Raw genomic sequence first — 12358 nt, 5'->3', positions numbered from 1 at the left:
AGGTGCTCCTCCCGCCGGCCGCAGCAGACGGGGCGTCGCCCCTTCGGATCTCCCGGGTCTCGTCGACACGGGCCCTCACCTTTCAGCCTCCCACTCCAGGGCGGTTTACGGCTCACGCTGTCGGGCGGTGTGCGCGCGGTAGCGGACCGGAGCGGCTCACACGGGCGGGAGACCGGGCGCACAGCGCCTCACACGGGCGGCAGACCGGACACACACCGGGGGCACAGCCCGCGATAGGTGACCTCGACCTCGGACACCGTGAAGCCGAAGCGCTCCTCCTCGGGGAGGCCGGTCAGTGGATCGCCGGTCGGGTGGACGTCACGGATGGTGCCGCAGCCGGAGCACACCAGGTGCTGGTGCGGGCGGTGCGCGTTGGGGTCGTAGCGTTTCGCGCGGCCCTGGGCGGAGACTTCCACCACCTCACCGAGCAGGACCAGTTCGCCCAGGATGTTGTAGACGGCCGCTCGGGAGATCTCGGGCAGCCGCTGCGCGGCACGGGCGTGCACCTCGTCTGCCGTGAGGTGTACGTGCTCGCCTTCGAGGACCTCGGCGACGACACGCCGCTGGGACGTCATCCGCCAGCCGCGCCCTCGCATTCGCTCCAGCAGGTCGCTCATGTGGGGTCACCTGTTCAGACTCGGCGGGGTGACGGGAGTTTACCGGTAGCCGCCCGATTTCCGAAGGGAGGCGGAGAGAGCGATTCTCCGGATCCGCCGGATTTCTACTTTGTTATGCGGAGGCGCTCTGCGTGTTCCCCTGCCCGTGCGGTCCACGGTGCGCGACCATACGGACGCCGACGGGCGTCATGGCATGGACTGACGCGAATCGTGACGCTCGGCACCGGAGAAGTACGTACGACATCCAGAGCAAACAGACGGCAGACGCGAACACCGAGACAGAAAGAAGGACGAACGTGTCCGGCAGCGAAAGCGAGAACCCGGTAATCCCCGCACCCACTCCCACGCCGACCCGGCCCAGAACGAACCGGGACTGGTGGCCCGACCAGCTGGACCTTCAGGTACTCCACCAGCACGCGCCCCAGGCCAATCCGATGGACGAGGGCTTCGACTACGCGAAGGCGTTCGCGACCCTCGACGTCGACGCGCTGAAGCGCGACGTCATCGAGGTGATGACGGCGTCGCAGGAGTGGTGGCCGGCCGACTACGGACACTACGGGCCGCTCTTCATCCGCATGAGCTGGCATGCCGCCGGGACGTACCGCATCGCCGACGGCCGAGGCGGTGGCGGCACCGGCGCCCAGCGTTTCGCTCCCCTCAACAGTTGGCCGGACAACGCGAGCCTCGACAAGGCGCGTCGCCTCCTCTGGCCGGTCAAGCAGAAATACGGCCGGAAGATCTCCTGGGCTGATCTTCTGGTTTTCGCCGGTAACTGCGCCATGGAATCCATGGGGTTCAAGACGTTCGGTTTCGGATTCGGGCGAGAGGACATCTGGGATCCAGAGGAGATCTTCTGGGGGCCCGAGGACACCTGGCTCGGAGACGAGCGCTACAGCGGCGACAGGGAACTCACCGGTCCTTTCGGCGCCGTACAGATGGGACTGATCTACGTCAATCCTGAGGGGCCCAACGGCAGCCCTGATCCGATCGCGGCCGCCAAGGACATTCGCGAGACGTTCGCGCGCATGGCGATGAACGACGAGGAGACGGTCGCGCTCATCGTCGGCGGCCACACGTTCGGCAAATGCCATGGCGCCGTCGACCCCGAGTACATCGGTCCGGAACCCGAGGCCTGCCCCATCGAGCAGCAGGGCCTCGGCTGGAAGAACACGTACGGCAGCGGCAAGGGCGCGGACACGCTCACCAGCGGGCTCGAGGGCGCCTGGACCTCCGCGCCGACGACGTGGGACAACGGGTACCTGGACAACCTGTTCCGGTACGACTGGGAGCTGACGACGAGCCCGGCCGGTGCGAAGCAGTGGACTCCCAAGGATCCCTCGGCGCAGGGCACCGTGCCCGATGCTCACGATCCGTCGAAGAGGCACGCTCCCATGATGCTGACGACGGACCTCTCGTTGAAGCTGGATCCGATCTACGCACCGATCGCGAAGAGCTTCCACGAGAACCCGGACAAGCTCGCGGACGCGTTCGGCAAGGCGTGGTACAAGCTGTTGCACCGTGACATGGGCCCCCTCTCGCGCTACCTCGGTCCGTGGATCCCCGAGCCGCAGCTGTGGCAGGACCCCGTACCCCAGGTCGATCACCGGCTGGTCGGGGACGAGGACATCGCCGCCCTCAAGGCGAGGATCCTCGCCTCGGGACTGTCGGTCTCCCAACTGGTCGCCACCGCCTGGGCGTCGGCGGCGAGCTTCCGCGGCACCGACATGCGCGGCGGGGCCAACGGGGCGCGGATTCGCCTCGCGCCGCAGAAGGACTGGGAGGTCAATGCCCTGCCGGAGGTGGCCGAGACGGTGCAGACCCTCGAGCAGCTCCAGCAGGACTTCAACGGCTCGCACTCCGGCGGAACGAAGATCTCGCTCGCCGACCTGATCGTCCTGGGCGGGTGCGCGGCCGTGGAGCAAGCCGCGAAGAACGCCGGGCACGACGTGACGGTCCCGTTCACACCTGGGCGCACGGACGCCTCGCAGGAGCAGACGGACGTGGAGTCGTTCGCCGTGCTCGAACCCAGGGCTGACGGGTTCCGCAACTATCTCCGGGCGGGCGAGAAGCTGTCGCCGGAGACCCTCCTCCTGGACCGCGCCAACCTGTTGACACTGACCGCTCCCGAGATGACGGTTCTGACCGGCGGCATGCGGGCACTGAACACCGGCTTCGGGCGATCCCCCCACGGCGTCCTCACCGACCGGCCGGAGACGTTGACCAACGACTTCTTCGCCAACCTGCTCGACATGGGTACGGAGTGGAAGCCGTCGACCTCGGCGGAGAACGTGTTCGAGGGCCGGGACCGCGCCACGGGAAAGACCAAGTGGACGGCCACCGCCGTGGACCTCGTCTTCGGTTCGCACTCCCAGCTCCGGGCGGTCTCGGAGGTCTACGCGTCCGAGGACGCGGGAGAGAAGTTCGTGCGTGATTTCGTGGCGGCGTGGGACAAGGTGATGAACCTCGACCGGTTCGACCTCGCCTGAGCCCGTGGTCCCGGTCGGCCGACGGTCGGCGGACCGGGACCACGGTCCGCCGCATCCGTGCCGACCGGCGCCGCCCGAGGCCACCGTCCCGCACGTCCAGCCGGGCGCACCGCTTGCGGGGCGGCGTTCACGTCGTAGGTCCCGGCTTCCGTCGTACGCTTGTCGTCATCGCCGCGACGACCGGCGCAATCGGGATCTCACGGGGTAGGAGAGCATCGTGGACAGTGCCCTCTGGCTGATCGTGGTCGTGGTTCTCCTGCTCGTGGTGGCGGGATTCGCGGCTGTTCTCCTCGTGCGCGTCTTCCGGGCCCGCAGGCTGCTCATGGACGCCGGCGTCCCGCTGCAGTCCAAGGCCCTGTTCTGGGCGGCGGTCTTCTACACGGTCTCGCCGATCGACCTGATCCCGGACCCGGTCTACCTGGACGACATCGGCGTGCTTCTGGTCGCCCTGCGGGCGCTGCACATGGCGGCCGCGGGGCGCGGGGCGGGTTCCAAGGGACTGCCTGCGGATTCGGATGTCTCGCTCGGCGGTCCCGCGAGGGTGCAGCCGCCTCGGTGACGGTGGGTTCCGGAGGAGCCCTGTGCGGCCGGACCTGCGTGTGGCCGCCGGACGGTGCGGTGCGTGCGTACCGCTCTCAGGAGGGCAGGTTCTGTTCCGCCCAGACCACCTTGCCGCTCACGGTGCGGCAGGAGCCCCATCGGCGGCACAGCATGTTGATGAGCTGGAGGCCCCGGCCGCCCTCGTCGCTGAGGTCCGCGTGCTGGATCTGCGGCAGGTCGGGGCCCGTGTCCGAGACCTCCACGACGAGGCGCTCGCCGCGCAGCAGCCGGAGTCGGCCGGGGCCGTTGCCGTATCGCAGGGCGTTGCCCACGAGCTCCGAGACGACGAGTTCGCATACGTCGGCGAGCTCCGTCAGATCCCACGCGGCGAGCTGGTCGGTGACCAGGCCCCGGGCGACGGACGCCGCGCGGCCTTCCTGCGGCAACTGCCACTCACGCAGGTCGGCCGGGCCGCCCGAGGCCGCCGAGGCGCCCGAGGCGGTCGAGTCGGTCGTCGCGACGAGGAGCACGGCCTCGTCGAAACGAGCGTCGCCGGCGGGGGCGCACTCGATCAGGCCGCCGCTTTCGAGAGCCTCCGGTGCCAGGCCGCGCGCCGCCGAGCGCAGACATTCCAACTGGTGGTCCAGGTCCTCGTGCCGGGACTTGACGAGACCGTCCGTGTACAGGACCAGATTGCCGCCCGCCGGGACTCTCAGACGGATCGGGTCGTACGGAATCACTCCCACGCCGAGCGGCGCTCCGACGGGTACGTCCGCGAACTCGGCAGAACCGTGTCCGTCGAGGAGCAGCGGCGGCAGGTGCCCGGCGCTGGCCAGTGTGTAGGTCGAGTCGGCCGGGTCGAACACGGCGCAGAGGAAGGTGGCGACCTGTTCGTCCTCCAGGTCGCGCGTGGCGAGGTCGAGCCGGGCCAGGACGCGCTCCGGGGCCATGTCCAGGGTCATCAGGGTGCGGGCGACCGTCCTCAGACGTCCCATGGTGGCGGCCGCGGGCAGCCCGTGGCCCATGACGTCGCCCACCATGAGGGCCGTACGTCCGCCGGGCAGGGCCATGACGTCGTACCAGTCCCCGCCCACGCCGTGGTGGGCCGTCGAGGGCGCGTACTCGGCCCCTACACGCAGCCCGGGCGTCACCGGGGTCGCACGCGGCAGGAGAGTCCGCTGCAACGAGACGACGTGCTCGCGCTCGCGCCCGTACAGCCGGGCGTTGTCGATGTAGACGGCGGCCTGGGAGGCCAGGTGTTCCGCGAGTGCGAGGTCGGTGGAGGAGAAGGGTGGTGTTCCGGGGGCTCGGACGAAGTCCGCGCTGCCGAGCAGCAGCCCGCGGGCGATCAGCGGCACCGCGAGATAGCTGTGCACTCCGGCGGCCCGCATCTTCGCCGCGGCGCTCTCCGTCGGCGCGACCTTGATGAAGTCGTCGTGCCTCATGCGGCTCACCAGCACCGGTCTGCCCTGTCGCAGACAGTAACGGTGGAGCAGCGTCTCGTGCGCCTCTTCGGGGCGGGCGAAGGTCTCACCCACCGGAGTGGGCTCCAGGGAGGACAGCGCCTCGACGGCGCACAGCGCGGTGGCCCGCATGAGCGGGACGCCGGTGCCCGTCCACCGTGAGCCCTCCTCGCCCCGCAGGACACTCTCCAGGATATCGACGGCGGCGCCGTCCGCGAAGCCGGGCACGGTGAACTCGGCCAGCTCCTGAGCGGTGCGCTCCAGGTCGAGGGTGGTGCCGATCCTGGAGCCGGCGGAGTTCAGCCAGGCGAGCCGACCGCGCGTGGTGAGCCGGTCGAGGGGGACCTCGCCGCCGCTCCGGCCGAGCCGCCTGCGGGCACCGGCCGAGCGGTGCGCCGCGGTACTCTTCCCGGCCGAGGCACGGCCTGCAAGGCGCCGTCTCCCCTTACCACCGTTCACTCTTTCGGCCTCCAGACGCGAACTCGACCCCCGCTCATGCCCAGCATGCACCTCTTCCCGGCCGATTGGGGCGCTCCCGGCCGTTGCCGCCGGAGCCGGCGGCGGAACTGGTCGCGGGGCGGCCGCCGGGTTCCTGACCTCCGGGCTCTGCGCGACATCCTCGCACCGTCGTCCATGCGGAGTACCCGCCCCGGGAGCCCGGTTTCCGCAGTCAGGAACCGATCCGGATCAAGCGGTGCTCGTATGCGTAGATCACCGCCTGTACCCGGTCGCGCAGCCCCAGCTTGGCCAGGATGCGTCCGACGTGGGTCTTCACCGTTCCCTCGGAGAGAAACAGGTGACGAGCGATCGTCGCGTTGGAGGCGCCGCGCGCGATCAGCAGCAGCACATCGCGCTCCCGGTCCGTGAGCGACGCGACCGGGTCCCCCGCACCGTGTCCTACCGGGAGGTCAGCGGCCACGTGGTCGAGCAGGCGGCGCGTGGTGGAGGGGGCGATCACCGCATCGCCGCGGTGCACGGTACGGATCGCCGCGAGCAGGTCCTCGGCCGGCGCGTCCTTCACCAGAAAGCCACTCGCCCCGGCCTGGAGTGCGGCGAAGGCGTGCTCGTCGAGGTCGAAGGTGGTCAGGACGATCACCTTCGGCGCGTCAGGGCGGGCCAACAGCCTTCGGGTCGCCTCCACCCCGTCGAGTCGGGGCATGCGGACGTCCATCAGAACGATGTCGGCACGGCGGCCGGCGAGCAGATCCAGCGCCTCGACGCCGTCACCCGCCTCGCCGACGACTTCCATGTCGTCCTGCGACTCGACCACCATGACGAAGCCGTCCCGCACCATCACCTGGTCGTCCACGAAGACCACCCGGATCGTCATCGCGTCTCCCCTCCCCCTTGCCGCGGCAGCCGTGCCCGAACCAGAAAGCCGCGGCCGTCCTCGCCCGCAGGACCGGTGTGCACCGTGCCACCGACCACCGCCAGCCGCTCGCGCATCCCGATCAGCCCCTGCCCCGCCCCGTCGCTCACGCCCGGCCCGTGTCCGTTGTCGCTGACCTCGACCACGAGCGCCCCGCCCGACCAGTCGAACCGTATCCGGGCCCGGGCGTCGCGCCCCGCATGCTTCAAGGTGTTCGTCAGAGCCTCCTGCACCACGCGGTGCACGACCAGCCCGGCCGCAGCGCTCATCGGGTACGGCTCCCCGCTCACCGTGTGATCCACCGTCAGCCCGGCGGCTCTGACCCGGTCCAGCAGCATCGGCACTTCCGCGAGCCCGGGTTGTGGATCCCAGCCCTCCGTGGCCTCGGGAGTGCCGGAGCGCAGGACCCCGAGCAACCCGCGCATGTCGGTCAGTGCCTGCCGTCCGGTCTCCTCGATCCGCCCGAGCACCTCGGCGGCGCGCTCGGGCCTCGTGCGCGCCGCGTAGCGGCCTCCCTGGGCCTGGCTGACGATCACCGACAGGGAGTGGGCGATGACGTCGTGCATCTCCCGTGAGACACGCGCCCGTTCGCTCAGCACGGCGTTGCGGGCCCGTTCCTCGCGGTCGGCCTCGGCACGTGCGGCGCGGGCCAACAACTCTTCGGTGTAGGCCAGTTGCATACGGCGGTACGCGCCGAGACTGACCGCGACCGCTACCACGGCCAGGAGCAGGCCGCCCAAGTACGCCGCCGGGACCGGCATCCGTCCGGGTCCTGCGGCGGCGGCCCAGACCGCGGCCGTGACGGCTGCCATCGCGCCGACGGCCAGGGCGACGAGCCGGGACCGGTCTCCCCCATGGACCGCGTAGGCGTACAGCGCGATCGGGAAGACCAGCAGTGAGGGCAGCAGCGGCAGCCCTCCGGCTCCGGCGAGTTGCGCGGTTCCCGCCGCGGTGACCACGGCGAACGACAGCGTCGGCGCGACGCGTCGCCAGGCCAGGGCGCCATGTCCGACGAGTACCGCGATAGCGAGCGGCAGCAGTCGGCTCCTCGGTACCGCCAGCCACAGCAGTGTCAGGGACCAGGCGCCGACCGGCACGGCGACGGCGGCCGCGAGCAGGATGTCCCTCGGAGCGGGACGTGGTGTCAGTAGCCGCACTGCGTGCACTCCGTCCTGGTGCGGCGCCCGTACGAGAGGACGGCCCCGGCGAGTGAGAGGCCGAACAGTGACCAGCTGCCGTACACGGCCATGATGACGAGGAAGTCGTCGCCCTCGGACCCGAACGGCAGCTCGGGTCCGCCGAGCATGCGGTTGACGCCGGCGAAGACCGGGATCAGACCCTGCAGGATGTGCGCGGAGGCCAGGGTCCATCCGGCGAGCAGCGGCATCCACCGAGGGAGCCTGCGGCCCCACGGCCGTACCAGCGCCAGAGCGAGCAGCACGCTCCCGGCCAGGAGAAGCGCCGACATGACCGGGGCGCCGGTCTCCTTGAAGTCCGCGGAACGGCCGAACTCACCGCCCAGCCACCAGTAGAGCTTCACCGCCGGATACACGCACGCCGCCGCGCAGGCCGCGTATCCCGGCCAGACCGCCTGCCACGCCACCGCGCCTGCCGTGCGGCCGCACCTGTCGCAACCGGCGCCCGTCACTCGCTGGTACGCCAGTACGACCCTTGCCAGCGCCACGGCCGCGACGAACGCCACCGCTCGTGTCAGGAACCCGGGCCAGTCGACCTGCGCGAAGTCACCGGCGGGGATACCGGTGACCCAGAAGAAGGCACGGAAGGCGTCGAAGACGACACCGACCGCAGCCCACAGCAGCAGCACGGACGCCATCCAGCCCACCGTCACCACGGGCCGCCGCGCCACCCCACGCGCGATGGCGAGCGCCACGCCGAGTCCCAGGACGCCCGCGGCCCAGGGCGCCCAGTCCGGGACGATGCCCAGGGAACTGAGGTAGTCCCGCCCGCCGGGCAGGTAGGGCTGGACGGTACAGGCCACGAGGGTAGCGGCGGCGCCCACGGCACTCACGGCCACGGGCACGGGCCTGGACCCGGCCGCAGGTGTCATCACGTTGTCGTTCGTCATGCGGCCACCGTGGCTGCCGCAGCACCCTGGGCGCATCTGTCTGAAGTCTCGACGCGGTACGACCTGAGGCAGAGATCGCTCCACTCGGTGGGTGACAGGCCGCACGACCGGACGGCGGCATGGAGGCGGTCCGGGAAGCGGTCGATCTCCCCTTGGACGCATGGATGTTGACGCACAGTCAGAGCCGATCATACACACGGATGTTTGGGTGCAAGTCGGTAGAGCTCGGTGCGGACATGGAGGCTGATTCCGGGCGGTGGACGACTCTTGACGGTGCTTTGGCGGTGTGCGAATCTCTCGACAGGTCTGGACCAATGGTCTTCATCGGGCGGGGCCGGAGATACCAGACGCCTCGGGGCATCCTGGAATGTCCGGCGGCCCAGACCGCTCACGGCCGTCGGCCGGTCCACGGGGGGTGGGCCTGCGTCACACGGCGGCCGATGCCGTCACCGAACCCCGCTGCCACAGACCGCCGTCGGCGTCCGAAGCACCGACGTGCGGTAGCCCGCGTCCGCACGTTCACCCGTGCTGCTCCTCCACTCTGCTCCGACGTCCTAAGTGAGCCGCCGATGTCCGAAGTCCTCTCCCTGCCCGACCGATTTCCGGCCTCCCCGGCTCAGCAGGGGGTCTGGCTGACCGATCGGCTGGGGCTGGCGCGCGAGGCGTTCCACATGCCCGTGCGGATCTCCTTCGACCGGGTCGACACGGCGGCGCTGGTCCGCGCGGTGGATGCCGTGACCAGGCGTCATCCGGCCCTTGCCGCCCGTCTGATGGAGCGTGACGGCCAGGTCTGGCAGGAACCCGCGGCGCGACGTCCCGAACTGGTGAGGCTCGAAGCACCCGCGGACGAGGCCGAATTGGAGAAGCGTCTGGAGGAGGAAGCCGCTCGTCCGTTCGCTCTGGAGACCGGTCCGCTCAGCCGTTTCACCCTGCACCAGCGCGCCGACGGGAGCGCCGAGCTGCTGGTCACCGCTCACCACGCGGTCTTCGACGGCAACTCCAAGGACGTCCTGACTCGGGACCTCGCGGCGGCGTACGGCTCGGCGCCCCTGCCTGTGACCACCGCACCGGCCACGGCGACGGCGGCGAGAGCAGCGACAGCGGAACCGGACACCGTACGGCGGGCTGCCGAGTGGTACGGGCCGCGTTGGGCCACCGCCACCGAACCGGTCCTCCCCGGCGCGCCGCGCACCCCGGCCGGGGTCGGGGCCGGGGTCGGTGAGGCGGTCGAGTGGCGTCTCGAAGGCGTCGAGGCCGGTGAGTTGGCCGCCGCGGCCACCCTCGCCGGCACCACGGTCTTCGAGTTCCTGCTCGCGGCCCTGCACGGGCTGCTGCGCCGCTACGGCGGCGAGGCGGTCCCGGTGTCCGTTCCACTCTCCACGCGGACGCCGGAACTCAGCGGGGAAATAGGGATGTTCGTCAATGAACTCCCCGTCCACGCACCGGCGGCCGATGCGTCACAGACCTTCACCGCCTTCGCCGCCGCCGTGCGGGGCGAGCTGCGGGCCGGATACCCGTACCGCAGCGTGCCCTTCGGCGCCGCCGTCGCCGGACTGGGCCCCCGCGTCGGCCTGACCGCGGTCTCGCTCGGCTACCGCCGGCGCGGACCGGACCCGGACTTCGCCGACACCGGCGCCCGGATCGCCTGGGCCGTGTACAACCGCACCGCCCGAAACACGCTCCACCTCCAGATCGTGGAGGCCCCCGACACTCCCGACACCCCGGGGGGCGGCATCGACTTCAGTCTCCAGTACGACGCGGCCGTGATCACCCCGGCCGCCGCCCGCCGGATCGCCGGCCACTACGCCACCCTGCTCGCCGGTGCGGTCGCCGCGCCCGGTACCCGGCTGCTGGACCTGCCGCTCCTGGACGCCGACGAACTCCGGGCCGTCACCACCGCGCCGAACGCCACCGACCGGCCCTATCCGGCCGATCGGACCGTGCTCGACCTGGTCCGCGCCCAGGTCGCCGCCACCCCCGACGCGATCGCGGTCAGCGCTGCCGGCCGCCACCTCAGCTACCGCGAACTACTTCTCCGTACCGATCAGTTGGCGGCAGTACTGCGTGCCGGGGGCGTCCGGCCCGGCGATCTGGTCGCTCTCCACCTGGACCGCACCTCCGACCTGCCCGCCGCGCTGCTCGCCACCCTCGCCACCGGCGCGGCGTACCTGCCGCTGGACCCCGGCTATCCGGCCGAGCGCCTCGCCCTCGTCCTGCGCGACTCCGGAGCCGTTCTGGTGCTCGCCGACCGCGAGCCCTCGCCCGTGGTCGCCGAAGCCGCCCCCGCGGTCCTGCGGCTCCCGGCGCCATCGGCGCAGGAGCCGGCCGAGGCCGCCCCCGACGCCGCCCCCGATCTCGCCCCCGGTCCGGACGACGTGGCGTACGTCCTCTACACCTCCGGCTCCACGGGCCGCCCCAAGGGCGTCGCGGTCGGCCACCGGGCGTTGGTCAACCTGCTCACCTCCTTCGCCGACCGGCTCGGTTCCGGCCCTCGGCACGCCTGGCTCGGCTTGACCTCGCTCTCGTTCGACATCTCCGCGCTGGAGCTCTACCTGCCACTGATCACCGGTGGCCGCCTGGTCCTGGCCCCGGACGGTCTCGCCGTCGACGGCCCCGGACTGCTCTCGCTGATCGGCGCCGAGGGCGTCACCCACGTCCAGGCCACCCCGTCCGGATGGCGGGTCATGCTCACGGCGGGAACCGGCGTCGACGCGCTCACCTCCGTCACCGGCCTGGCCGGCGGCGAGGCGCTTCCGCTCCCGCTCGCCCGCGAACTGCGCGCGCGCACCGCCCGGCTGTTCAATGTGTACGGGCCCACCGAGACCACCATCTGGTCCACCTGCGCCGAGCTCCCGGCCGAACCCGAACAGGTCCGGATCGGCCACCCGATCGCCAACACCCAGACCTACGTCGTCGACGAGCAGCTGCGCCCCACCCCGCTCGGCATCCCCGGAGAGCTGCTGATCGGCGGGGACGGCGTCGCTCACGGCTACCTCGGCCGACCCGAACTCACCGACGAACGCTTCGTACCGAACCCGTTCGGCCCGCCCGGCACCCGGCTCTACCGCACCGGAGACCAGGCCGTTCGGACACCCGACGGCGACCTCGACTTCCTCGGCCGGATCGACGACCAGGTCAAGATCCGCGGTCACCGGATCGAACTCGGCGAGATCGAGTCCGCCCTCCTGGAGCACCCGGCCCTCGCCCAGGCCGCCGTCGCCGTCCACACCGAGGAAGACGGGGAGCCCTTCCTGGCCGGCTACCTGGTCCCGGTTGCCGGCGCCCGGTCGCCCGCCCCCGCCGACCTGCGCGACCACCTGTTGCGTACGCTGCCGGCCGCGATGGCGCCGCAGCGCTGGCTCACCATGGAACGTCTGCCGCTCACCCCGAACGGCAAGCTGGACCGGCGGGCCCTGCCGGTACCGGCACGCGAGGCTCCGGTGCCCCAGGCCGCCGATACCGGCGACGAGACGACCGGGACGGTCCGCCGGATCTGGGCCGAGGTGCTGAACCTGCCCGATGTCGGCCCCGAGGATGACCTGTTCGACCTCGGCGGGCACTCACTGACGGTGATTCAGATCGCTGCTCGGATCCGCGACGCGCTCGGCGTGGAAGTGGACTTCGACGTCTTCTTCGACGTCCCGACCCCTGCCGGTATCGCCGCCGCGGTCCGCGAGCGTCAGTAGGCCCCGCGCCCGTTTCGCCGGGCACAGGCCGCTCGGCCGTGCCCGGCCCCTCCTGTGCCCACGACCTCCGCGCCCGGCCCCTCCATGCCCACAACCTCCGTGCCCGCACCC

Annotated in this window: 8 protein-coding genes; 3 read left to right on the top strand and 5 right to left on the bottom strand. The window is 71.3% G+C overall.

What is annotated here, in order from left to right; all coding sequences use genetic code 11:
* Positions 1 to 188: 188 nt before the first annotated feature.
* A complete protein-coding gene (locus OG580_RS33860) occupies positions 189 to 617 on the bottom strand; it encodes a Fur family transcriptional regulator (RefSeq protein ID WP_267047479.1) in 429 nt (142 codons plus the stop codon).
* A gap of 296 nt (positions 618 to 913) precedes the next feature.
* Between OG580_RS33860 and katG the strand changes: the two genes are divergently transcribed.
* Both katG and OG580_RS33850 read left to right on the top strand, forming a co-directional pair.
* A complete protein-coding gene (katG, locus tag OG580_RS33855) occupies positions 914 to 3103 on the top strand; it encodes a catalase/peroxidase HPI (protein WP_267047477.1) in 2190 nt (729 codons plus the stop codon).
* A gap of 217 nt (positions 3104 to 3320) precedes the next feature.
* Positions 3321 to 3662: a YkvA family protein gene (locus OG580_RS33850; RefSeq protein ID WP_267047476.1), complete on the top strand. Its 342-nt coding sequence runs from the start codon at positions 3321 to 3323 to the stop codon at positions 3660 to 3662.
* Between the two features lie 76 nt (positions 3663 to 3738).
* Here OG580_RS33850 and OG580_RS33845 read toward each other — a convergent pair whose 3' ends face one another.
* The 4 genes from OG580_RS33845 to OG580_RS33830 all read right to left on the bottom strand — a co-directional run bounded on the left by OG580_RS33845 (position 3739) and on the right by OG580_RS33830 (position 8561).
* Complete coding sequence (locus tag OG580_RS33845; protein ID WP_267047475.1) at positions 3739 to 5565, bottom strand: SpoIIE family protein phosphatase; 1827 nt, start codon at positions 5563 to 5565, stop codon at positions 3739 to 3741.
* A 211-nt stretch (positions 5566 to 5776) separates the two neighbouring features.
* Positions 5777 to 6436 carry a response regulator transcription factor gene (locus tag OG580_RS33840; protein WP_267047474.1) on the bottom strand — a complete coding sequence of 220 codons (660 nt, stop codon included), beginning with the start codon at positions 6434 to 6436 and terminating at the stop codon, positions 5777 to 5779.
* The gene (locus OG580_RS33835; RefSeq protein WP_267047473.1) at positions 6433 to 7632 is read right to left on the bottom strand and encodes a sensor histidine kinase; all 1200 of its coding nucleotides are present in this window, start codon (positions 7630 to 7632) and stop codon (positions 6433 to 6435) included. Before OG580_RS33835 ends, OG580_RS33840 begins: the two co-directional genes overlap by 4 nt.
* Positions 7620 to 8561 (bottom strand): hypothetical protein, encoded by a 942-nt coding sequence (locus tag OG580_RS33830; RefSeq protein ID WP_267047472.1) that lies wholly within the window; start codon positions 8559 to 8561, stop codon positions 7620 to 7622. The genes OG580_RS33835 and OG580_RS33830 overlap by 13 nt, the downstream gene beginning before the upstream one ends.
* Positions 8562 to 9130: 569 nt before the next feature.
* On the opposite strand from OG580_RS33830, the gene OG580_RS33825 reads away from it, so the two are divergent.
* Positions 9131 to 12247, top strand: a complete 3117-nt coding sequence (locus OG580_RS33825) for an amino acid adenylation domain-containing protein (RefSeq protein WP_267047471.1) — start codon at positions 9131 to 9133, stop codon at positions 12245 to 12247.
* Positions 12248 to 12358: the final 111 nt, after the last annotated feature.

The sequence above is a fragment of the Streptomyces sp. NBC_00094 genome (assembly GCF_026343125.1).
Lineage (GTDB): Bacteria > Actinomycetota > Actinomycetes > Streptomycetales > Streptomycetaceae > Streptomyces.
This window is presented reverse-complemented; position numbering and strand designations above follow the sequence as displayed.